We start from the raw sequence: 21,795 nt of genomic DNA, 5'->3' as shown, positions 1-21,795 counted from the left end.
AACGCGGTCCTATGTCGTTCGAACTGTCCGCAGAACAGGAAGCGATCCGCGGGGCCGTCAGGGAGTTCGCGGAGGCCGAGATCGAGCCGGTCGCCCGCGAGCACGACGAGCGCGGCGAGTACCCCGAAGGGCTGCGCCGGAAGGCGGCCGAACTCGATCTCGTTGCGCCGCACGTCCCCGTCGAGTACGGCGGGGCCGGGATGGACATGCTCTCGCGCTGTATCGTCACCGAGGAGCTGTGGCGGGGCGACCCCGGGATCGGCTCGGCGATCGGCTCGGCCGGGTTCGGCACGTCGATGCTGCTCGAGTACGGCGACGAGTGGATGAAAGAGGAGTGGTTGCCGCGGATCACCGCCGGCGACTCGGTGTCCTGTTCGTGCATCTCCGAGCCGGCCCACGGGTCGAACGTCGCGGGCATGGAGACACACGCCGAGCGCGACGGCGACGGGTACGTCCTCAACGGCAACAAGATGTGGATCACGAACGGGACCGTCGCCGACATCGCCGTGGTGATGGCGAAGACCGATCCGGCGGCGGAGCCGGCCCACAAGGGGATCACGGCGTTTCTCGTACCGACCGACCGCGAGGGGTTCCGGACGACGGAGATCGACAACAAACTCGGGATCCACGCCTCCGACCTCGCGGAGGTCGTCATCGACGACGTCCGCGTGCCCGAGGAGAACGTCATCGGCGAGCCCAACGAAGGGTTCTACCAGCTGATGGACTTTTTCGCGTCGGGCCGGACGAGCGTCGCCGCACAGGCGGTCGGCGCGGCACAGGGCGCACTGGACGCCGCCGTCGAGTACGCGAACGAACGCGAGCAGTTCGGACAGAAGATCGGCGAGTTCCAGGCGATCGAACACAAGGTCGCCGAGATGGCGACGAGCGTCGAGGCCGCCCGCTCTCTGACCTACCGGGCGGCGAGCCACGTTGAGGGCGAAACGGACGACACGGCCGTCAAACTGGCGTCGATGGCGAAGCTCTTCGCGTCCGAGCACGCCGTCGACGTCGCCGACGAGTCCGTCCAGGTCCACGGCGGTGCCGGGTACGTCACGGACCACCCCGCCGAGCGGTACTACCGCGACGCCCGGATCACGAAGATCTACGAGGGCACAAGCGAGATCCAGAAGAACATCATCTCGGATCGGGTCCTATGAACCACGAGGAGTGGACCGCGGCCCAATCGGAGACGACACTCGCAGTCGACGGTCACGACCTCTCGGTGGCGTACTACGAGGGCGGCCCCGAGGCGGCTCCTGAGGGAACGGTCGTGTTCCTACACGGGATCCCGACGTGGTCGTTCCTCTGGCGCCGCATCGCGCCCGCCTTCGAGGAGACCTACCGCGTCGTCGTGCCCGACCTCGTCGGGTTCGGCAACTCCGATCGCCGCGAGGGGTTCGACCGCTCGATCCGCGCGCAGGAGGCGATGCTCAGCGGGCTGCTCGACGACCTCGGCGAGGACCGCGTCACGCTCGTCGCCCACGACATCGGCGGCGGCGTTGCGCTGCGCGTCGCCGCGAACGAACCGGATCGCGTCGAGCGGCTCGTCGCCTCGAACGCCGTCTGTTATGACTCGTGGCCCGTGGAGTTCATCGCGGACTTCGGGCTGCCCGGGACAGAGGGGATGGACGACGACGAGTTCGAGGGGAAGCTCGATTTCGCCTTCGCGGACGGGGCCTACGGCGAGGCCGACCCGGCGTTCGTCTCGGGGATGAAGGCGCCGTGGCTCCGCGAGGACGGCAAGCGCGCGCTCTCGCGGGCCGCGGTGTCGACGAACACGAACCACACGACCGAAATCGAGTACGACGCCATCACGGCCGACGTGCTCTGTCTGTGGGCGAGCTCCGACGTGATGCAGCCGCTCGCGTACGGCGAGCGGTTGGCCGAGGACCTAAACGGAGAGGTCGTCGAGCTCACCGAGGCCTACCACTGGGTCATGGAGGACCGGCCGGCGGCCTACCGGGACGCCTTAGCAACGTTTTTGAACGAATCGAGCGGGAGCGCGTAGTGTCGATGAACTCGCCCGACGCGCCCGACTGGGAGTTCAAAGAGCGCGACGTACTGGTGCTCCGGGAGCTCTCCCGCGACCCGCAGCTGTCCTCGCGGGACCTCGCGCGGATCCTCGAGGAGAAGTACGGGATCGACGTCTCGCACGTCACGGTCTCGGAGTCGATCCGCGGGATGCGCGAGGAGGGCGTCTTCCGGGAGGCGATCATCCCCAACGAGGAGTACTTCTACTTCGCGCTCTTCGAGTTCAAGTTCAACCCCGAGAACTTCGAGTCGGGGTGGCGCGACGCGATGGAGTGCATCCGTGACTCGCCGAACACGCTGTTTTATTTCCTCTCCGACGGGGAGTACCAGTGGAAGGCGGTGATGATGTTCCCGAGCCGCGACGCCCAATCGAGGTGGATCCACGAGTTCTACAAGGAGCACGGCGACGTCGTCGACAACCTCCGGAACTCGGTCGTGACGAACGTGCTCAAGTTCCGCACCGACCCGGAGATCCTCACCGAGATCAACGGCGGCGGGTAGCCGAAGCGCAGGCGGCCGGCTCCGAGCCGATCGTCGGGGTTCCGGTCCGACCTGGACGCCCGGACCCCGACCGCGAGGCCGGGGAGCGCAAGGCCGAACAACAGCACTCTTTGGGCTGCTCGTCGTAGTGCAGGTATGTCCCTCCGAGCCCGGCTTCCGGGGCCCGTCGTCGCGGTCGCCGTCGCGTTCGGCCTCGCGGCGGTCGCCTACGGGGGCGGTAACGTCGTCGTGTGGGCGCTGGCGAACGCCTTTGAGGCCCTGAACGTCGAGTTGACGCCCCGGCTAAGCTTCCTGCTGTCGGTCGCCGTCCTGCAGCTCGTCTTTTTCACCGGCGTCTCGCTCGCGTACCTCCGCTATCGGGACCGTTCGGTGTCGGACATCGGCGTGCGGGCGCCGACGTTCGAGGGCTGGATCGTCCTCGGCGTCGGGTTCGTGAGCATGATCCTGCTTTGGCTCGTTGGCTCGGTCGCCTCCTTCGTGGTCGGCCAGCGGCTCGGCGTCGAGCGCGACAGCCAGGCGATATTCGACGTCGCACAGCAGGACCCGCTCATCTTCCTCCTGTTGGGGCTTCTGTCGCTTCTGGTCATCGGGCCGACCGAGGAGCTGCTCTTTCGCGGCGTCATCCAGAGCCGGCTTCGGGAGTCGTTCGGCGTCGTCGCCGGGATCACCGTTGCAACGGCGCTTTTCGCCGCGATCCACATCGTCGGCTTCGGCAGCCTCGCCGGCGGCGCCCTCGGGGTCTCGGTGCTGTTTTTCGTCGGTCTCGTGCTCGCGATGTCCTACGAGTACACCGGCAACCTCGTCGTCGTCGCGGTGATGCACGGGCTGTTCAACGCGACACAAGCGGTCCTCGGGTACGTCGGCGTCAGGTTCGGCGATCCAGAGGCGATGGGCGTCGTAGTGTGGGTCCTCCTCGGATAGATCGCCCGACGGCGTGGCGGAACGCGGCAAATCACAATCGGACGCGGCGGTTACCCCCGGGTCGCGCCCGCCGTCTGCGTCGTCGTCAGCCACGTGGTTCCGGGGCGGTCGCCCCACCGCTCGGCGAGCGCCTCGAGCGCCTCGCGGTCGCCGACGGCGGTGTAGCTCGGCCCGGTCCCCGAGAGCGACGCCGTCGCCGCCGGCATCGCCTCGACGAGGGGCTCCGTCGGGTACCCCAGCGCCGCACAGAACGCGAACCCGTTGACCGCCATCGCGCGCTCGTACTCGCCGTCGGTCGCCAACTCGTAGGCGAGGTCAGCCATCGGCGCGATCCGCTCGCACCGCGAGACGTCCGCCTCGGCCGAGAGGGCCCGTCTGTCGGGCGTGTACACCAACACGTCCCACGCCACGGCCTCGCGTCTGAGCAGCTCGTCTTCGGTGTTGTCCGTCACCGTGAGGCCGCCGAGCATCGACGCCGAGGCGTCGTCGAAGGCGCCGGTGACGGTGACGCCGACGTCGCGGGCGGCGTCGACGCCGATCAGGCAGGCTCGCTCGCGGTCGAGATCGACCTCGAGGGCGTCGAGCGTCGCGAGCACGGCCGCGTTGGCGGCGGCGCTCGAGCTTTTCAGCCCCGAGGCCATCGGCACGTCGCTTTCGGTTCGGACGCGTCCGCCCTGGCCGTCGCCGAACCGCTCGAGCACCGACTCGACGCAGCGTTCGATGAGGCGGGTGTCGGCGTCCGGGGCGCCGGCGATCTCGCCGGACACCGCCCCGGAGCCGTCGAGTTCGACGGTCGCGTCGGTGTGGGCGTCGATCGCAAAGGCCGACCCGTAGCCGTTCGCGAGCGCGTTCAACACGGTGCCTGCCGCCGGTGCCGTTGCGCGGCCCTCCATCGTCGTTCCGTCCTCCGGGCGCTCACAAAGCCGTAACGGTCGCGGGCGCTGTCGGGAGCGCCAGGGTCGGGGTCGCGTCCAGTCGGGAGCGACCGACGACGCCGCTCTCGGCGAAAGACGGATGCTCGCTAGGGGATTTGAACCCCTGTCGTTGGCTCGAAAGGCCAACATGATTGGCCGGACTACACCAAGCGAGCGACGGATGCAGGTCGGGAGTGCGATCGTATAAAACTGTCTGTCTCCGCTCCGAACCGGACGCCGGGGGGCGGAATCGACGCGGAGAGCCGCCCGCCGGGCCGCGGTCGGCAGGACGTCAGACGTCGAAGACGACGTACGCGCGCCAACCGGTCGGCGTCCGATCGAGAGCCATCTCGGAGTACGTCACGGCCTTGATCTCCCGCGCCGTCACCGAACTGAGGTCGACGCCGCGGGCGGACGCCTCGAGCCGTCCGGTACCGCCGGCCATCGTGACGCTGTGCTCACAGGGGAGGACGGCCCGGACGTCCCGCTGGTAGATGAGTTCGTCCAGGTAATCGAACAACAGCGCCTCGATCGGCTCGGCCTCGACGGCGAGTGAGAACCGCGTGCCGCCGGCCGGGACCGACTCGCAGTGTGTGGCGGTGAGCCCGTCGGCGACGCTTTCGAACGTCGCCGCGAGGGTTTCGCCGGTCGCCTCGACGGCGATGTCGGCGGTGTGATCGCACAACTCGAAGCTCACGGGCGGACGCCCCTCCCGGTCGGCGGCGGCCGGCTCAGGAGCCGTGCGGCCCCTGCCCGCCCGGCTCCCTCGATCGGCGTCACGGATCGCTCACGCTCTGGCTCATCGGTTCCTCGGAGACGCGCCACCGCCGAAAGCGTTCCGGGGCGGTGGAATTATAATCGGGCCAGCCGTACGGAACGGTAGTGAGCGTCACCGTCGATATCCGTGCGATCGAAACGGGTGACGATACCTGCGTCGAGGAGGCCTGGCGGCTCAAAGAGCGGATCCGTCGCGAGGACGGGGTTCTCAAGCAGCGCCGCGGTTTTTTCACCGACGCCTACCGGCGCTCGAAGGTGTACGCCCTCGTCGAACCGGGCTACGACGGCGACGACGTCGTCGGGTTCGCGGCCGCGCGCCGGGACGGCTACATCCTCTTTTTGGCGGTCGCCCCGGAGTACCGCGGCGAGGGGTTCGGCCGGCGGCTCGTCGCCGCCGTCGCCGAGGAGCACAACTCGGTGACCTGTCACGCGAGGGCGACCAACGAGTCGGCGCTCGCCTTCTATCGCCACCTGGGCTTCGAGGTCGAGCGCCGCGTCAAGGGGTACTACGAGGACAACGGCGACGCGCTGTACCTCCGGCTCGGGGACGGCGGGCTCCGGTCGACGCTCTCGCGGTTCGTCCCCGGGGCCTGAACGCCCGGAGACGGCAACGCTTTTTCGCGCATCGTCCGAACGAGCGCCATGGACGACAGCACCCGCGAGTACCTGAAGGGTCGGTTCGGCGACCACTACAGGCGGAGTGAGCTGTCGCTTCCGCCGGCCGGAAACGAGCGCGAGTGGGGCTACATCACCTGGGACGCCCGGACAACGATGGTCAGACACCACTCGTATCTGGACCTCACCGGCGGCGGCGACCTCGCGGGGTTTCTCACCGGAGAACGGCCGCGGCACGTCTACTACTCGGCGGGGCGCTACGACGACCCGGGGGCCTCAAGCATGGGCGCGAAGGGCTGGCGCGGCTCGGATCTCGTTTTCGATCTCGACGCCGATCACCTCCCCGGGGTCGATCCGGAGACGACGAGCTACGGGGAGATGCTCCGGGCGTGCAAGGACGCCCTCCGGCGGCTGGTGGACATCCTGGCGTCCGATTTCGGGTTCGAGGACCTCGAGGTCGTCTTCTCGGGCGGTCGTGGCTACCACGTCCACGTCAGACGCGAGGACGTGTTGGGACTCGGACGGGCGGCCCGCCGCGAGATCGTCGAGTACGTCCTCGGAGAGGGGATCGACTTCGAGGACATCGTCTCGACGCGGGCCGTCGGGGGAAGCGCCGGTCGGCGCTCGCCCGCACAGAAGCGGAGCCTCCCGGACGGCGGGTGGGCCGGGCGGACCCGCGAGCGGCTCGAATCGTTTCTCGAGGAGCTCCGGTCGATGCCGGAGTCCGACGCGCTCGACCGGCTGCGGGCGTTCGAGGGCATCGGCGAGGGGAAGGCCGCGGCGGCGCTGAACGCCGCAACGGAGAACCGCGGGGAGCTAGAGCGCGGCAACGTCGACGTCCACCCGGCGGTGTTCAGCGTCGCCCGACTGCTCTTCGAGGACGTGATCGAAACCCAGCGAGCGCCGATCGACGAGCCGGTCACGACGGACATCAACCGGCTGATCCGCATGCCCGGGAGCCTCCATGGCGGGACCGGACTCGAGGTCCGCCGGATCGAGCGGGGCGATCTCGACGCGTTCGATCCGCTCGTCGATCCCGTCCCGGAGACGTTCCGGGGCAACGAGATCGCGATCTACGCGCCCGAGGAACTGACCGTCGAGCTCCGGGGGGAAAGATTTAGGATAGAGGAGGGTGTCCGTACCGTCCCGGAGTACGTGGGCGTGTTCGCGATGGCCCGCGGCCACGCACGGAAAACAGGAGAATGAACCTCGACGAGCTACAGTCCGTACAGGCGCGCGAGCGACAATCGAGCGACCTCCAGCGCCTCCGCTCGTCGTTCTACCGCGAGGTCGGCGAGTACATCGAGGAGCTCAACGAGGAGCGCGCCCGCATCGTCGAAACCGCCGACGACCCCTTCTCGGAGCCGGAGGTCAGACGGATCACCGACGACATCGAGACCGCCGAGAGCACCGTTGAGGCGATCTACGAGCGCCGCGTCGGGAAGGTCGTCAAGAAGGCCTCGATCGCGGCCGCGGGGATGCCCGTCGAGGACGACGGCCTGACCGCCGAGGAGGCGGAGCTGTTCGAGGACCTCGTCGCCCGCATCGAATCGAACCGGGAGGCGGTGCTCGCGGCCCTCGACGGGGAGGCACCGTCGGTCTCCTGTTCGATCGACGACCCGGCGTCGACGTCCGACCGTCCGGAGGCCGACGAGAAACAGGGGCAGGGACCGGACGAAACGACGGAGCCCCCCGACCCCCCGAAGGCGACGGACCGACCGGACGCGTCGGAGGGATCCGACGACGGCGTCGCCGCCGCGGATCTGATGGGCACGGGAGCCGACGGCGAACTCGGGGCCTCGCCGTCGCCCGCCTCGTCGACTCCGGCCGAGGAGTCCGGATCGCCGCCCACACCAGACGAGGACGACGCCGGACGGCCTCCGAAGGGGGAGGACGGTGACCCGCCGACCGTTTCCGCCGGCGGCGCTCGAAAGGCCGGCCGGACCGGCGAGACACGGCGATCGGGGTCCTCAGGGGTCGGGTCGAACGGCGATGGATCGAACGGCGACGGATCGGCGGGGGTCCGGCGGACGACCGTCCGCATCACCGCCGACGTCGGGGAAATCGTCGGGGCGGACGACCGGGACTACGACCTCGCCTCCGAGGACGTCGTGACCCTCCCGGAGCCGAACGCCGACGTCCTCGTCGAAAAGGACGCCGCCGAGCGCCTCGAGTGAGCGCGCCCGAGCGAATGCGCGTCCGGGAGGACGCTCAGGCGTCGAGAAACGAACCGACGGCGTCGTTGAACGCCGCCGGTCGTTCGAGCATCGACAGGTGGGCCGCGTCGGCGATCTCGCGGAAGCGACACTCCGGCATCGTCTCGGCCAAGTACTCCTGAAAGGCGGGCGGGGTCATCGGGTCGTGTTCGCCGCAGAGCGCGAGCGCCGGGGTATCGATCCCACCGAGCCGGTTTCGCACGTCGAACGCATCGCAGGTCTCGAAATCGCGGTGTGTCACCGCCGATCCCGCCGCGCGCAGCGCCGCACTCGAGCGCTCGATGAGCCCCTCGGTCGGCTCGAAAAACAGCGTTCCCGGGGCGTGAAGCGACTCGATGGCAGCCTCGAAGTCCGAGGCGACGGCGTCGAGAAAGGACGGATCGACGCCGAGTTTTGCGCCGCTGTCGGCGAGGACGATCCGCTCGGGGTCGAACTCGCGCTCTAAGGCGATCCACAGCGCGATCGCGCCGCCCATCGAGTTCCCGCAGAGCACCGTTGTGTCGGTCGCCTCACAGACGGCCACGACGTCGTCGGCGTAGGCGGTAAGCGTCTCTCGGCCCGGCGGCGTCGAGACGTCGTCGCTGTCGCCGTGCCCGGAGAGATCGGGCGCGACCGCGGGCGGCGTCTCCGGGCGGTCGTACTGTTCGCTCCAGAGCCGGCGGCTCCCGCCCGCGCCGTGTACGTAACACACCGTCGGGCCGTCCCCGGCGGTCGAACGGTGATACGCGGTCGTCCGTCCGTCGTGTGTGACCGTCGCCATACGGGCACTCGGCCCGGGCGGTACATAACACCCGGCGTCGGCGGATCACACGCGACCGCGGCGGGCGACTCTCATTGCTCGTTTGAGCGTGAACCGCAATTCGACCGAAAGCCTCGTACCCCGTCGTGTCCTGCCATTTTTACCGATGTATTTATATAGTAAAGGCACTAACTATTGGTTAGTATGAGTGAGCATATACAGTCGATGCGGGCCGACATTGACGGCCCCGTCCGTCAGTACGAGTACGGCGACGAGACGGTTCTCGTCGCGGACTTCGGCCCCGCGTCTGGCAGCGTGGACATCGTCGACGGGACGGCGATCGTCGTCGTCGACGGCGAGCAACACGAGTTCTCTGTGCCCGCGGGCGCCGCCCGAGCAGTTATGAACAACGGCGTCGTCAGCATCGAGGTGGAGCGATAATCATGCGACTCACCGTCAAACCCCTCAAGCAGAAGGACGCCGGCCGCGGACTCGCGGCCGTCGACCGCGGCGCGATGAGCGAGATGGGCGTCGAGAACGGCGATTACATCGTCATCGAGGGCGCCGAGTCCCGCGCCGTGGCCCGCGTGTGGCCCGGGTATCCCGAGGACGAGGGCCGCGGCGTCGTCCGCATCGACGGGCGGCTCCGACAGGAGGCGAACGTCGGCATCGACGACAAGGTGACGATCGAACCGGCGGACGTAAACCCCGCCAAGCAGGTGACGGTCGCGCTCCCGCAGAACCTCCGGATCCGCGGGAACATCGGCCCGCACATCCGCGACAAGCTCAGCGGGCAGGCGGTCACGACCGGGCAGAACGTGCCCTTTTCGCTCGGATTGGGGCCGCTGTCGACCCAAAGCGGCCAGCGGATCCCGCTTCGGATCGCCGAGACGGACCCGGACGGAACCGTCGTCGTCACCGACTCGACGGACATCCAGATCAGCGAAAAGCCCGCCGAGCAGATCGCCCAATCGGGGGGCGGTGCGGGCGGGGCTGTCGCCGAGGGGACGCCCTCGGTGAACTACGAGGACATCGGCGGGCTGGACGAGGAACTCGAGCAGGTCCGCGAGATGATCGAACTGCCGATGCGGCACCCGGAGCTTTTCAAACAGCTCGGGATCGAACCGCCGAAGGGCGTGTTGCTCCACGGCCCGCCGGGGACCGGCAAGACCCTGATGGCGAAGGCCGTCGCCAGCGAGATCGACGCCCACTTCACGAACATCTCCGGCCCGGAGATCATGTCGAAGTACTACGGCGAGAGCGAAGAGCAGCTCCGCGAGGTCTTCGAGGAGGCCTCGGAGAACTCCCCCGCGATCGTCTTCATCGACGAGATCGACTCGATCGCGCCGAAGCGCGGCGAGACGAGCGGCGACGTCGAGCGACGCGTCGTCGCCCAGCTGTTGAGCCTGATGGACGGGCTCGACGAGCGCGGCGACGTCATCGTCATCGGTGCAACGAACCGGGTGGACGCGCTGGACCCGGCGCTGCGCCGGGGCGGGCGCTTCGATCGGGAGATCGAGATCGGCGTCCCGGACAAGGAGGGCCGCAAGGAGATCCTCCAGGTCCACACGCGCGGTATGCCGCTCGTCGACGGGATCGATCTTGAGAAGTACGCCGAGTCGACCCACGGCTTCGTCGGGGCCGACCTCGAGAGCCTGACGAAGGAGGCCGCGATGAACGCGCTGCGGCGGATCCGGCCCGAACTCGACCTCGAACAGGACGAGATCGACGCCGAGATCCTCGAGTCGATGAGCGTCACCGAGGCCGACCTCAAGGACGCGCTGAAGGGCATCACCCCGAGCGCGATGCGGGAGGTGTTCGTCGAGGTCCCCGACATCACGTGGGACTCCGTCGGCGGGCTCGAGGACACCAAAGAGCGGCTCAGAGAGACGATCCAGTGGCCGCTGAACTACCCCGAGGTGTTCGAGGCGATGGACATGCAGGCCGCCAAGGGCGTCCTGCTGTACGGCCCGCCCGGAACCGGCAAGACCCTGATGGCGAAGGCCGTCGCCAACGAGGCCGAGTCGAACTTCATCTCGATAAAGGGCCCCGAACTGCTGAACAAGTACGTCGGCGAGTCCGAGAAGGGTGTCCGCGAGGTCTTCGAGAAGGCCCGATCGAACGCACCGACGGTCGTCTTCTTCGACGAGATCGACTCGATCGCGGGCGAGCGCGGCGGCAACATGAGCGACAGCGGCGTCGGCGAGCGGGTCGTCTCCCAGCTGTTGACCGAGCTGGACGGCCTCGAGGAGCTGGAGGACGTCGTCGTGATCGCCACGACGAACCGGCCGGACCTCATCGACTCGGCGCTGTTGCGCCCCGGACGGCTCGACAGACACGTCCACGTGCCCGTCCCGGACCTCGACGGGCGGCGGGCGATCTTAGCGGTCCACACCCGGGACAAGCCGCTGGCCGACGACGTCGACCTCGACTACCTCGCCGACGAGACGGAGGGCTACGTCGGGGCCGACATCGAGGCGCTCTGCCGGGAGGCCTCGATGGCGGCGACCCGGGAGTTCATCCACAGCGTCTCCGCCGAGGAGGCCGCAAAGAGCGTCGGGAACGTCCGGATCACCCGCGAGCACTTCGACGAGGCGCTCGAGGAGGTCGGGCCGAGCGTCGACGACGAGACGCGCGAACGCTACGAGGAGGTCGAAGAGAAGTTCGGCCAGAAGGGCGAGCCCAAGGAGCGCGAGGTCAGCCGAACGTTCCAGTAGGCCCGACCCCCGAACGGCCGGCACGGTTCGGCTGAGGGCGTCTACGGCGCGAAAACGCCACACGTATACGAGTTCGGAACCAACGTACACCCGATGAGAGCCCTCGAGTCATCCCCCGGGAGAGACGCGGACCCGAAGTCGGTGCTGTTCTGTTCGGCGTGCGGTCGCTCGGCGCCGATGAACGACGGGTGGGCGCTCGAACAACACGACGGGCGGACCGACGTCGACTGTCCCCGCTGTGGAGCCGTCGTCGTCTCCCAGCCGCGCTTCGAGGCGGGCGCGGGCCGCGAACTCGTCGCCTGAATCCGCCCTGGTTTGTGAGTCTCCCCGGGTTGTGCCGTCTCACTCGGGGCGCTCGATCCCCGACTCGGTCACGACGCTTTCGAGCAGCCGCGTCGGCGTCGCGTCGTAGGCGGGGTTTCCCACCGAGAACCCCTCGGCCGGTTCGCGCAACACCTCGGCCGAGGGCCGGAACTCGTTTTCGAAGACGAACCCCTCGTCGATCCGCTTTTCGCTCGCGCCGACGACCGACATCGGCACGCCGAGTTCGGCGGCCGTCGCCGCGATCGGATACGTCCCGACGCGGTTGTACAGCGTCCCGTCGACGATCGAGGACATCCCACAGAGGACCCGATCGCACGCCTCGAGGTAGTGTCCCGCGGCGCCGTCGACGACGAGCGTGACGTCGACCCGATCGATCGCGGCGAGCGTACGGGCCGTCTTCCGGCCGAGATACCGGGGACGGGCCTCGGTGGCGTACACCTCGATGTGGCGGCCCTCCCCGGCGGCGCGTTCGATCGCTTCGACGACCGTCGAGGAGTAGTCGTGGGTCAACACGGTGTCGCCGTCCGAGAGGAGGGAAACGGCGTTTTCGGCGGCCCCGCGTTTCGCGCTCTCGACGGAGTCGATCGCGTCGTCGATGGCCGCCTCGGTCTCGGCTTTCGCCGCGTCGATCGTCCCGAACCCGCCCTCTCGGACCCGCTCGACGATCTCGTGTTGGGTGTTGAAAAGCGAGGCGTGGGACGGTTGGGCCCGCCGGAGCGCGCTGCTGTTGCGCTCGAGGGAGCGAACGTACTCCTCGACGGTCGCGAAGTCCCGCTCGAGCAGTTCCCGGAGCGCCCGCGCGGCCTTGACCGCGACGATAGACGACGAGTGCGTCTGCATCTGCTCGATCTCCGCGGCTGTTTCATCGATCATGCCGAACACCTCGTCGGGCGGTGGGATATGCCTTCTGACGGCGGCGGGCAGCCCCCGAGACGCCGCCCGCGAACGCGGCGCTTAATCCGCTCGGGACACTACGGTGATCCGATGTACGAGTCCCCCGACCGGGACGGGATGGACGCCTTCGCGGCGCTGAGCGCGGACGTCCGGGCGGCGCTGTCCGAGCGCGGGTTCTCGACGCCGACGGAGCCACAGCGCAAGGCAATCTCGCCGCTTTCGGCCGGCGAGGACGGACTCGTCGTCGCGCCGACGGGCTCCGGAAAGACCGAAACGGCGATGCTGCCGGTCCTGTCGGCGATCGACGACCGCGATCCGACACACGGGATTCAGGCGCTCTACGTCACGCCGCTTCGGGCGCTGAACCGCGACATGCGACAGCGTCTCGATTGGTGGGGCGACACCCTCGGTATCGACGTGTCGGTCAGACACGGCGACACGACCGACTACGAGCGACAACAGCAGGCGGAGGACCCCCCAGAGATCCTCGTGACGACGCCGGAGACGCTGCAGGCGATGTTCACCGGCTCGAAACTGCGGCGCGCGATCGCGGACGTCGAGCACGTCGTCGTCGACGAGATCCACGAACTCGCCGCCTCGAAGCGCGGGGCACAGCTGACGATCGGGCTCGAGCACCTCCGGGAGCACGCCGGGGCCTTTCAGCGCATCGGGCTGTCGGCGACCGTCGGCGACCCCGAGGAGGTCGGCCGGTTTCTGACCGGCGACCGGGGCTGTGCGGTGATCGAGGTCGAGGCGGGATCGAACGTCGACGTTCGCGTTCGGACGCCGACGGTCCGCCCCGAGGACGAGACGGCCGCCGGCGAGTTGCTGACGGACGCCGACATCGCGAGCCACGTCCGGGTCATCGACGAGGTCGTCTCCGAGCACGACTCGACGCTCGTGTTCGTCAACACCCGCCAGACGGCCGAGGGGCTCGGGTCCCGCCTGAAGAGCTACGGGACGGACGTCGGGATCCACCACGGCTCGCTCTCGAAGTCCGCCCGGATCGACGTCGAGGACCGCTTCAAGGCCGGCGAGATCGACGCGCTCCTGTGTACGTCCTCGATGGAACTCGGGATCGACGTCGGACGCATCGACCACGTCGTCCAGTACGCGAGCCCGCGGGAGGTGCGGCGGCTGCTTCAGCGCGTCGGGCGGGCCGGCCACCGCCGCGAGGCGGTGTCCTCGGGGACGGTGATCACGACGACGCCGGACGACACGATCGAGGCCCTGGCGATCGTCGATCGGGCCGAGCGCGGCGCGGTCGAGTCGGCGGGGATCCACCACGGCAGCCTCGACACCGTCGCCAACCAGATCCCCGGCCTGCTCATGGGGTTCGGGGAGCTGTCGGCGGCCCGGGCGTACGACATCGTCACCCGCGCGTACCCCTTCCGGAACCTCTCGGAGACGGCGTTCAAATCGGTCGTGCGGGAGCTATCGGGCAACCGCGTGCTGTACCTCGACGAGGACGCCGACCGCGTAGAGAAATCCGGCGGCACCTGGCAGTACTTCTACGCGAACCTCTCTATGATCCCCGACGAGGCGAACTACACCGTCGAGGACATGGCGTCGGGCGAGACGGTCGGCACGCTCGCCGAGCGGTTCGTCGTCACGTTCGCCGCCCCCGGCGAGACCTTCGTCCAGGGCGGCGAGATGTGGCGGATCACGGAGATCGACGACGAGGACGAGACCGTTCTCGTCTCGCCGATCGAGGACCCCACCGGCGAGGTCCCCTCCTGGGTCGGCCAGGAGATCCCCGTCCCGCGCGCGGTCGCACAGCGCGTCGGGCGGACGCGGGCCGAGACACGCGAGCGCTTCGAGGCCGGCGCGAGCCGCGAACTCGTCGCCCGGGGGCTCGCCGATCGGTTCCCGATCGACGAGCACACCGCGGGGCGTGCGCTCGACCCGATCGAGCGTCACGACGGGGCGGTCCCCACCGACGACCGGATCGTCGTCGAGGGGTTCGGCAGGGACATCGTCGTCAACGCCGCGTTCGGACACACGATAAACGAGACGCTCGGGCGGCTGCTGTCGGCGCTCATCGGCCAGCGGACCGGGTCGTCCGTGGCGATGGAGGTCGACCCCTACCGGATCGAACTCGAGGTGCCGTCGGGGGTCACCATCGGCGACGTCGTCGGGATACTACGGAGCACCGACCCCGAGCACGTCGCCGGGCTCATCGAGTTGAGCCTCAAGAACGCCGACACGCTGAAGTTCACGCTGGCGCAGGTCGCGGCGAAGTTCGGCGCGCTGAAACGCTGGAAGGGGAAGGGCTCCAGCCAGAACCGCTTCGGGAAGGACCGGCTGTTGAAGGCCCTCGAGGACACGCCGATCTACGACGAGGCCGTTCGGGTCGTGCTCCACGAACAGCTCGACGCCGGCGGGGCGAGCGAGGTGCTGTCTCGGATCCACTCCGGGGAGATCGAGCTCGAAACCGAAAGCGAGCGAACGGCGCTCGGGCGGGCCGGGCGGTCCTCCGGGCGGGAGCTGCTGTCGCCGGAGAACGCAGACGCCTCGGTCGTCGAGACGGTCAAAGAGCGCATCATGGACGACCGGGTGCTTCTCGCCTGCCTGCACTGCGACGAGTGGGACCGGAGACGGACCGTCGCGCGCGTCGACGAGCAGCCGGAGTGTCCGAACTGCGGGTCGACCCGGATCGCGGCGCTGAACCCCTGGGCCGACGAGGTCCTCGATGCGGTCCGGACGGACGACAGGAGCGACGAGGAGACAAAACAGACGGAGCGGGCGTACAAGGCCGCGAGTCTCGTCCAGAGCCACGGCAAGAAGGCCGTCATCGCGCTGGCGGCCCGCGGCGTCGGCCCCAGAAACGCCGCCTACGTCATCAACAACCACCGCGAGGACGAGGCGGACTTCTACCGGGACATCATCGAACGCGAACGACAGTACGCCCGGACGAAGTCCTTCTGGGACTGACGCGAACCGACCGCAGGCGGCGTCGGCTCAGTCGGATCCGACCCTACCGCCACCGTCGGCGTCAGCATTGATCGCCTCGAGGGCCGCCTCGACGTGGTCCGCGTCGATCGAGACCTCGTCGGCGCGCTCGGTGGCCTCCTGTGGGCCGATCCGATCGGCCAGCGCCCGGATCGCCCGCATCGAGGCGTCCCGGACGAGCGCCTCCAGTTGCGCCCCCGAGAGCCCCTCCGTCGCCGCGGCCAGCCCCTCGACGTCGACGTCCTCGCCGAACGGCTTGCCCTCGGCGTGGATGGCGATGATCTCCCGTCTCGCCTCCGGGCCGGGCAGAGGGACCTCGAGGTGCGCTTCGAGCCGCCCCGGCCGGAGCAGCGCGGGGTCGATCGCCTCCCGGCGGTTCGTCGCCGCCAACACGACGAGGTTCGGATTCTCGGCCAGCCCGTCGAGCTCGGAGAGCAGCTGCGAGACGACGCGCTCTGTCGCCTCGCTCGACTCGCCGCGGGTGCCGACGATCGCGTCGATCTCGTCGAAGAAGACGATCGCCGGGGCGGCCTGTCTGGCCCGGTCGAACACCTCCCGGACCGCCTTCTCGGACTCGCCGACGTACTTATCGATGAGTTCCGGGCCGGCGACCGAGACGAAGTTCACGTCGCTCTCGCCGGCCAGCGCCCGCGCGAGGAGCGTCTTGCCGGTCCCCGGCGGCCCGTACAACAGGACCCCGGAGGGCGGGTCGGTGTTCGTCTCCTCGAAGAGCGCGCCGTAGGACAGCGGCCACTCGACGGCCTCGGTGAGCACCCGTTTCGGCTCCTCGAGGCCGCCGACGTCGTCGAAGGTGACCCGGGGCGTCTCGGCGACGTACTGCCGCATCGCCGAGGGGTCGACGGCTGTCAGCGCCGCCTCGAAGTCGGCCTTCGTGACCGAAAGCGCCTCGCGGTTCGAGCGATCGCGAAGCGCGCCCATCGCCGCCTCGGTCGCCAGCGAGTGGATGTCGGCGCCGACGAACCCGTGGGTCCGACCGGCGAGGTAGTCGATGTCGACGTCGTCGGCCAGCGGCATCCCGCGCGTGTGGACGTCGAGGATCTCGCGACGGCCGGCCTCGTCGGGGGCGCCGATCTCGATCTCCCGATCGAAGCGCCCGCCCCGGCGCAGCGCCGGATCCAGCGCGTCCACCCGGTTCGTCGCGCCGATGACGATGACCCGACCGCGGGACTCGAGGCCGTCCATGAGCGTCAACAGCTGGGCGACGACGCGGTTTTCCATGTCGGCGTCCTCGTCGCGCGTGGCGGCGATCGAGTCGATCTCGTCGATAAAGACGACCGCCGGCTGGTTCGACACGGCGCGCTCGAAGGTCTCTCTGAGCCGCTCTTCGCTTTCGCCTTTGTACTTCGAGACGATCTCGGGGCCGTCGATCACCTCGAAGTGCGCGTCGACCTCGTTGGCGACCGCCTTGGCGATCAGCGTCTTGCCGGTCCCCGGCGGTCCATAGAGGAGGACCCCGGAGGGCGGATCGATCCCGAGTTTCCGGAACAGTTCGGGCTCCGAGAGCGGGAGTTCGATCATCTCGCGGACCCGCTCGAGTTCCTCGTCCAGCCCGCCGATGTCCTCGTAGGTCGCACTCGGCGCGGGATCGACGGTCGGGTCCTCCGACGGCGAGGCGTCCGTCGCCCGCTCCGAGGGGGAAGTCTCGCCCCCGTCGGTCGCCTCCCGGACGCGAACGGTCGTGTCCGGGGTGACGCGGACGGTCCCCTCGGGCGTCGTCTCCGCGACGGTCGCCCGGACCCCAGGGCGTTCGAGTCGGATCGTCTCGCCGGCCTGCACCGGGCGGTCGCGCAGGTCGCTCGCGATCGCGTCGAGCAGTTCCTCGTCGGCCGCGACCGGGATCTCGACGACGACGCGCTCGGCGGCATCGATCTCGACGGGCGCGACGGAGACCGTCTCGCCGACGTTGACGCCGGCGTTCGAGCGGGTTTCGGCGTCGATGCGGACGATCCCCTCCGTGCCGCTCGCGGGCCAGACCTTCGCGACCGTCGGCCGTTCGCCCTCGATGACGACGGTGTCGCCGCTCAGGACGCCGAGCGCGCGGCGCGCGGCCTCCGGCAGGCGGGCGACGCCGCGCCCCGCGTCCCGTTTTTCCGCGGCCTGTACCGTCAGCGTGACCTGCCGGGCCATGCGTGTCGTCGGGCCGCCGGCGGCTTTACCGTTCCGCACGCGGCCGGGGCAACGGTTATACCCCGCTGTTTCCCATGTTCTCGTATGGTTGCGACGACAGAACGGGACGGGTCGACGTGGTACGAGTGCGAAGAGTGCGGGCTGTTGTTCGACGACCGCTCGGACGCCGACCAACACGAACGGAACTGCGACGCCGAGGAGCCGAGCTACATACAGTGACTCAGCGATCGGCCAGGCGGCGGCGGTGCTCCTCGAGGAGCCGCTCGGCCTCGGCGCTGTTCTGCGTGACCCGCCACCGGACCCGCGTCGCCTCGGCGCCCCCGTAGGCGAGCGCCTCCTTCAGTTCGTCCCGCAGCGGCCCGTGATCGATCTCTAATACGGTGCCGTCGTCGTCGCCCACCTCGTAGACACCGTAGCGGTCCGGCGCGGCGCCGATCGTCGAGCGCTCTAGAGGCTCCCAGCCGGTCTCGAGCGGCATCACTCGGACCCTCCCGTCGCCGCGGCGTCGGCCTCGCTGTCGGCGCCGTCTGTCGAGCCGTCGGCGACGAGTTCGTACGCAGCCTCGCCCGTCTGGTCCTCGGCGAAGACGAACACGCGACCGCGGGCGGCGTCCGGGTCGGCGGAGACCTCGATCCGGTAGCCGCGGTTTTCGGCCTCGACGCCGGGGAACAGCGCGGCCGTGTCGCCGCGCTCGACGAGCACCCGTCCGACCCCGGTCGACTCGAGGATGTCGTCGTGGGTGCTGCGGTCGTTGACGTACACCATGACGCCCTCGCGGCCCTCGGGCGACGTCACCAGGACGTGGACCTCCCGGCCAGGCGGACAGAGGACCTCGCCCTCGCGTTTCTCGGGGACGCCGTGGTAGAAAACGGACCGACCGTCGAGGTACTCGACCTCGACGCCCTCCGGGTCGAGTGTCACCTGTAGCGTCTCGGGCGCGATGTCGCTTCGCTCGGCCATCACGCGCCGTTGGGCGCGGTCGGGCAAAAACGGACGGATCGGGCCGTCAGCGCGGGCCGACGAGGACCGTCTCGCCGGCGCGGACGCGCTGGCCGTTCTCGACTCTGACGTCCGCCGCGTCGTACGCCGGCGGCAACAGCACGTCCGCCCGGGAGCCAAAGGAGATGTGCCCGATCCGATCGCCCCGTTCGAGGCGGTCGCCGGAGGAGACGTAGGGGTGAATCCGACGGGCGATCGCGCCCGCGATGAGCGTCACCTCGTGCTCGCCGCAGTCGATCCGGACCCTCTCGTTTCGCTCCGAGGCCTTCGAGAACGCCGGGAGGTGCCCGCCGGGCTCGCGCTCGACGGACGCGACGGTGCCGGCTTCCGGCGCGCGGTTGACGTGGACGTCGGTGACGTTCATGAACACGCCGATCCGGACGCGGTCGCCCTCAGTCCGGACGACCGAGACGCGGCCGTCGGCGGGCGAAACGACCCCGCTCGGCGGCGGCGAGCGGCGCGGGTCGCGGTGAAACCACGCCGCGGCGGCGGCGGCGACGAGACAGCAGACGGCAAGCGGCGGGCTCACAAATGCCAACGGGACCGCACAGACGAGCGCGAGGCGGGCGTAGCGCCACCCGCCGGGGGCGAGAGGCGGGCCCGGAACGACGTCGGAGAGCGAACGCGTCACGGCGGCGTTTCGGCCGAGGCGGACAAGGCCGTTGCGGTCGGCGAGCGTCGGCGGTCTGCGGTCCCCGTCGGGTCGGACGCGCTCACTGGAACCCGCGGATCCGTTCGGCCTGCGTGCTCTTGTCGGAATCGACCTCCTGGAGCTGCTCCGAGAGCTCCTCGCGGGCCTCCTGGATCTCCTCGGCGCGCTCGACGAGCCGGTCCGTGTCGATCTCGACGCCCGCGATCGGCCCGACGCCGTGGACGAGGATCGTCCGCGCGGCCTCGGGGTCCGGGAACTGCGCCTCCGTCTGGACGATGAGACCGACCGCGTCGAGACCGACCTCCGTCGCGCGGTGCAACAGCGCGCCGGTCGGCCCCGAGACCATCCCGCCGCCGCGCGGCGGGACGATCCCGGCGTCGTCGAGGGTGGACTCGGCGTCGCCGGTGGCGATGCCGTACAGCTCCGGCGTGCCCGTCTTGTCCTCCGGGAGCCCGCTGAGGTACAGCGGGAACGCGCCGTTCGACTCGACCCAGCCGGTGACACAGCCCGCGAACTCGCTGGCCTGCGTCGGCGACACCGGGACGTCGCTCTGGAGGACCACCAGGTCGGTCGCCTCGTCGGCGTACAGCCGAACTGGGGGCCGGACCGCCGAGGAGTCGCCCTCGTAGACGGCGACGCGGGGCAGCCCCTCGCAGTGGAACGCGCCGTAGCACTCCATCTCGAGCGTCTCGACGAGGTAGTCGGCAGCGATCTTCCCGACGAGGCCGGCTCCGGGAAGCCCCTCAACAAGGACCGGTTCGTCCAAGTCGATGTGGTCGGCGTGAATCTGCACTCGTGACATACCGGAGCCAGAACGCCCGCCGACAATAAGCCTGTGTGGTCGGGCGGCGAGCGCCGACAGCGACACCGACACCGACAAACCGCCGCGCGACCGACGGGCGGTATGGACCCGCTTTCGAGGTACGAACCCCTCGTCGACGACCCGGACGCGTTCCGTGCGGCCTGCGGGCGCTCGCTGCCCTCCGTCGTCCGGGTCAACGGGATCAAAGCGACCCCCGAACGCGTCGAGCGGGCCTTCAAGAAGGCCGGCGTCGGGTTCGATCGGGTGGGGTGGCACGAGGGGCTGTTCCGCTTGGAGGACGGCGAGTCGCCCGGCAACTCCTGGCCGTTCGTCCACGGGTGGGTGTACGGCCAAGAGGAGGTGTCGGCGCTGCCCGCCCTCGCGCTCGATCCGCGGCCCGGCGAGCGCGTCTTCGATTGCTGTGCCGCGCCCGGCAGCAAGACGACGCAGGTGGCGGCGCTGATGGACGACCGCGGGGCGCTCGTCGGCAACGACAACGACCTGGGGCGGATCTCGGCGCTGCGCTCGAACGCCGAGCGCTGCGGCGTGTCGAATCTCGTCGTGACCAGACAGGACGCGCGGAACGTCTCGCTGAAGCCGTTCTCGGGGCGGAGATTCGATCGAGCCCTCGTCGACGTCCCGTGCTCCTGTGAGGGCACCGTCCGCAAGAACCCCGGCGCGATCGAGTCGTGGTCGCTCGATCACGTCGAGGGGATCGCGGGCGTCCAAAAGAGCATCCTCGGGCGGGCGATCGAGGTCACCCGTCGGGGCGGGACCGTCGTGTACTCGACGTGTACGTTCGCCCCCGAGGAGAACGAGGCCGTCCTCCAGCACGCGATCGAGACCCGCGAGTGCCGGCTCGTCGGGTTCGATCTGCCCGTGGACTCGGCCGCCGGCGTCACCGAGTGGAACGGCGAGACGTTCGACGGATCGATGCGTCTCGCAAAACGGATCTACCCGCATCTCAACGACACCGGCGGGTTCTTCTGTGCGAAACTGGAGGTGACGGGATGACGGACGGCAACGACGGGAGCCGGTTCGATCGGCTCCCCCCGACGGCCGCCGAGCGACGGGTCGCCGGCCGCCCGAGCAGGGAGGCCGTCGTCGGGTGGTGGGTCGAGCGGTTCGGGATAGACGAGGGGACGTTCGACGGCTACACGTTCTGGGAGAAGGGCGCGGGGAAGGTGTGGGCCTTCGCCGACGCGGTCGAGTCGCCTGCCGACGTCGAGGGGCTCGGGATGACGTTCCTGCGCACCAGACAGGAGCACTGGAAGCCGACGACCGACGCCGTCCAGCGGTTCGCCGCCGACGCCGAGCGGAACGTCGTCCGGCTGGACGACGCGGACGCGAGGGCCTTCCTCCGCGGCGAGGACACGGACCCCGGGTGGGACGGCGACTGGGGCTATCTCATCGCCGCCCACGACATCGCCGGCGCGGTCGAGCCGATCGGCGTCGGGCTGTACGTCCACGGCGAACTCCGATCGCAGATGCCGAAGGGGAGACGACGGGAGCTCTGAGACGCCCCGGAGGCCGGTCGTGGACGCCGCCGACCCTCGACCCCGGCGGACGCGCCCGCCGGGACGGGACCCAACG

The 21,795-nt window shown here is 69.5% G+C and carries 23 protein-coding genes and 1 tRNA gene; 14 read left to right on the top strand and 10 right to left on the bottom strand.

Annotated elements, in window-relative coordinates:
• Positions 1 to 11: 11 nt before the first annotated feature.
• The 4 genes from Q0916_RS08925 (at position 12) to Q0916_RS08910 (ending at position 3,453) form a co-directional block, all read left to right on the top strand.
• Complete coding sequence (locus Q0916_RS08925) at positions 12 to 1,157, top strand: acyl-CoA dehydrogenase family protein (RefSeq protein ID WP_299236731.1); 1,146 nt, start codon at positions 12 to 14, stop codon at positions 1,155 to 1,157.
• Positions 1,154 to 2,008, top strand: a complete 855-nt coding sequence (locus Q0916_RS08920) for an alpha/beta fold hydrolase (protein ID WP_299236729.1) — start codon at positions 1,154 to 1,156, stop codon at positions 2,006 to 2,008. Before Q0916_RS08925 ends, Q0916_RS08920 begins: the two co-directional genes overlap by 4 nt.
• Positions 2,009 to 2,013: 5 nt before the next feature.
• Positions 2,014 to 2,532 carry an Lrp/AsnC family transcriptional regulator gene (locus tag Q0916_RS08915; protein WP_299236727.1) on the top strand — a complete coding sequence of 173 codons (519 nt, stop codon included), beginning with the start codon at positions 2,014 to 2,016 and terminating at the stop codon, positions 2,530 to 2,532.
• A gap of 135 nt (positions 2,533 to 2,667) precedes the next feature.
• Positions 2,668 to 3,453 (top strand): CPBP family intramembrane glutamic endopeptidase, encoded by a 786-nt coding sequence (locus Q0916_RS08910; protein ID WP_299236725.1) that lies wholly within the window; start codon positions 2,668 to 2,670, stop codon positions 3,451 to 3,453.
• Positions 3,454 to 3,503: 50 nt separating this feature from the next.
• Here Q0916_RS08910 and Q0916_RS08905 read toward each other — a convergent pair whose 3' ends face one another.
• The 3 genes from Q0916_RS08905 to Q0916_RS08895 form a co-directional block, all read right to left on the bottom strand.
• Complete coding sequence (locus Q0916_RS08905) at positions 3,504 to 4,346, bottom strand: shikimate kinase (protein ID WP_299236723.1); 843 nt, start codon at positions 4,344 to 4,346, stop codon at positions 3,504 to 3,506.
• A 122-nt stretch (positions 4,347 to 4,468) separates the two neighbouring features.
• Positions 4,469 to 4,543 (bottom strand) — tRNA-Glu (locus Q0916_RS08900).
• Positions 4,544 to 4,659: 116 nt separating this feature from the next.
• Positions 4,660 to 5,064 (bottom strand): archease, encoded by a 405-nt coding sequence (locus Q0916_RS08895; protein ID WP_299236721.1) that lies wholly within the window; start codon positions 5,062 to 5,064, stop codon positions 4,660 to 4,662.
• Positions 5,065 to 5,249: 185 nt separating this feature from the next.
• Here Q0916_RS08895 and Q0916_RS08890 point away from each other — a divergent pair, with 185 nt between their 5' ends.
• Genes Q0916_RS08890 through Q0916_RS08880 form a run of 3 tightly spaced genes read left to right on the top strand, consistent with a single transcriptional unit; the run spans position 5,250 to position 7,936 of the window.
• Complete coding sequence (locus Q0916_RS08890) at positions 5,250 to 5,738, top strand: GNAT family N-acetyltransferase (protein WP_299236719.1); 489 nt, start codon at positions 5,250 to 5,252, stop codon at positions 5,736 to 5,738.
• A gap of 48 nt (positions 5,739 to 5,786) precedes the next feature.
• Complete coding sequence (gene priS / locus Q0916_RS08885; RefSeq protein ID WP_299236717.1) at positions 5,787 to 6,965, top strand: DNA primase small subunit PriS; 1,179 nt, start codon at positions 5,787 to 5,789, stop codon at positions 6,963 to 6,965.
• Positions 6,962 to 7,936 carry a hypothetical protein gene (locus Q0916_RS08880; RefSeq protein WP_299236715.1) on the top strand — a complete coding sequence of 325 codons (975 nt, stop codon included), beginning with the start codon at positions 6,962 to 6,964 and terminating at the stop codon, positions 7,934 to 7,936. Before priS ends, Q0916_RS08880 begins: the two co-directional genes overlap by 4 nt.
• 34 nt (positions 7,937 to 7,970) lie before the next feature.
• Here Q0916_RS08880 and Q0916_RS08875 read toward each other — a convergent pair whose 3' ends face one another.
• The gene (locus Q0916_RS08875; RefSeq protein ID WP_299236714.1) at positions 7,971 to 8,735 is read right to left on the bottom strand and encodes an alpha/beta fold hydrolase; all 765 of its coding nucleotides are present in this window, start codon (positions 8,733 to 8,735) and stop codon (positions 7,971 to 7,973) included.
• Between the two features lie 183 nt (positions 8,736 to 8,918).
• Here Q0916_RS08875 and Q0916_RS08870 point away from each other — a divergent pair, with 183 nt between their 5' ends.
• The 3 genes from Q0916_RS08870 (at position 8,919) to Q0916_RS08860 (ending at position 11,734) form a co-directional block, all read left to right on the top strand.
• The gene (locus tag Q0916_RS08870; protein ID WP_299236712.1) at positions 8,919 to 9,155 is read left to right on the top strand and encodes a DUF7127 family protein; all 237 of its coding nucleotides are present in this window, start codon (positions 8,919 to 8,921) and stop codon (positions 9,153 to 9,155) included.
• Positions 9,156 to 9,157: 2 nt separating this feature from the next.
• The gene (locus Q0916_RS08865) at positions 9,158 to 11,431 is read left to right on the top strand and encodes a CDC48 family AAA ATPase (protein ID WP_299236710.1); all 2,274 of its coding nucleotides are present in this window, start codon (positions 9,158 to 9,160) and stop codon (positions 11,429 to 11,431) included.
• A 93-nt stretch (positions 11,432 to 11,524) separates the two neighbouring features.
• The gene (locus Q0916_RS08860; protein WP_299236708.1) at positions 11,525 to 11,734 is read left to right on the top strand and encodes a hypothetical protein; all 210 of its coding nucleotides are present in this window, start codon (positions 11,525 to 11,527) and stop codon (positions 11,732 to 11,734) included.
• A gap of 39 nt (positions 11,735 to 11,773) precedes the next feature.
• Here Q0916_RS08860 and Q0916_RS08855 read toward each other — a convergent pair whose 3' ends face one another.
• On the bottom strand, positions 11,774 to 12,628 hold the full coding sequence (locus Q0916_RS08855) for a translation initiation factor eIF-2B (RefSeq protein WP_299236706.1): 855 nt from the start codon (positions 12,626 to 12,628) through the stop codon (positions 11,774 to 11,776).
• Positions 12,629 to 12,739: 111 nt separating this feature from the next.
• Here Q0916_RS08855 and Q0916_RS08850 point away from each other — a divergent pair, with 111 nt between their 5' ends.
• Positions 12,740 to 15,583, top strand: coding sequence for a DEAD/DEAH box helicase (locus Q0916_RS08850; RefSeq protein WP_299236704.1), 2,844 nt, complete (start codon positions 12,740 to 12,742; stop codon positions 15,581 to 15,583).
• A 27-nt stretch (positions 15,584 to 15,610) separates the two neighbouring features.
• Here the strand turns inward: Q0916_RS08850 and Q0916_RS08845 are convergent, their stop codons facing one another.
• On the bottom strand, positions 15,611 to 17,749 hold the full coding sequence (locus tag Q0916_RS08845; protein WP_299236702.1) for an AAA family ATPase: 2,139 nt from the start codon (positions 17,747 to 17,749) through the stop codon (positions 15,611 to 15,613).
• An 84-nt stretch (positions 17,750 to 17,833) separates the two neighbouring features.
• Between Q0916_RS08845 and Q0916_RS08840 the strand changes: the two genes are divergently transcribed.
• Positions 17,834 to 17,968, top strand: a complete 135-nt coding sequence (locus Q0916_RS08840) for a DUF7128 family protein (protein WP_299236700.1) — start codon at positions 17,834 to 17,836, stop codon at positions 17,966 to 17,968.
• A gap of 1 nt (position 17,969) precedes the next feature.
• Here Q0916_RS08840 and Q0916_RS08835 read toward each other — a convergent pair whose 3' ends face one another.
• From Q0916_RS08835 to Q0916_RS08820, 4 genes are all read right to left on the bottom strand, one after another.
• The gene (locus Q0916_RS08835) at positions 17,970 to 18,227 is read right to left on the bottom strand and encodes a DUF7508 domain-containing protein (protein ID WP_299236698.1); all 258 of its coding nucleotides are present in this window, start codon (positions 18,225 to 18,227) and stop codon (positions 17,970 to 17,972) included.
• Complete coding sequence (locus Q0916_RS08830) at positions 18,227 to 18,709, bottom strand: DUF5796 family protein (protein ID WP_299236696.1); 483 nt, start codon at positions 18,707 to 18,709, stop codon at positions 18,227 to 18,229. Before Q0916_RS08830 ends, Q0916_RS08835 begins: the two co-directional genes overlap by 1 nt.
• A gap of 46 nt (positions 18,710 to 18,755) precedes the next feature.
• The gene (locus tag Q0916_RS08825) at positions 18,756 to 19,379 is read right to left on the bottom strand and encodes a protein sorting system archaetidylserine decarboxylase (protein WP_299236694.1); all 624 of its coding nucleotides are present in this window, start codon (positions 19,377 to 19,379) and stop codon (positions 18,756 to 18,758) included.
• Positions 19,380 to 19,461: 82 nt separating this feature from the next.
• Positions 19,462 to 20,202 (bottom strand): proteasome assembly chaperone family protein, encoded by a 741-nt coding sequence (locus Q0916_RS08820; protein WP_299236692.1) that lies wholly within the window; start codon positions 20,200 to 20,202, stop codon positions 19,462 to 19,464.
• A gap of 102 nt (positions 20,203 to 20,304) precedes the next feature.
• Here Q0916_RS08820 and Q0916_RS08815 point away from each other — a divergent pair, with 102 nt between their 5' ends.
• Both Q0916_RS08815 and Q0916_RS08810 read left to right on the top strand, forming a co-directional pair.
• A complete protein-coding gene (locus Q0916_RS08815) occupies positions 20,305 to 21,216 on the top strand; it encodes an RsmB/NOP family class I SAM-dependent RNA methyltransferase (protein ID WP_299236690.1) in 912 nt (303 codons plus the stop codon).
• Positions 21,213 to 21,719 carry a DUF7122 family protein gene (locus Q0916_RS08810; RefSeq protein WP_299236688.1) on the top strand — a complete coding sequence of 169 codons (507 nt, stop codon included), beginning with the start codon at positions 21,213 to 21,215 and terminating at the stop codon, positions 21,717 to 21,719. Before Q0916_RS08815 ends, Q0916_RS08810 begins: the two co-directional genes overlap by 4 nt.
• Positions 21,720 to 21,795 lie beyond the last annotated feature (76 nt).

This window comes from Natronomonas sp. (genome assembly GCF_028274965.1).
In the GTDB taxonomy this organism is placed as follows: domain Archaea; phylum Halobacteriota; class Halobacteria; order Halobacteriales; family Haloarculaceae; genus Natronomonas.
Note: the sequence above shows the minus strand (reverse complement) of the source record. Positions and strands in the feature narration are given on the sequence as shown.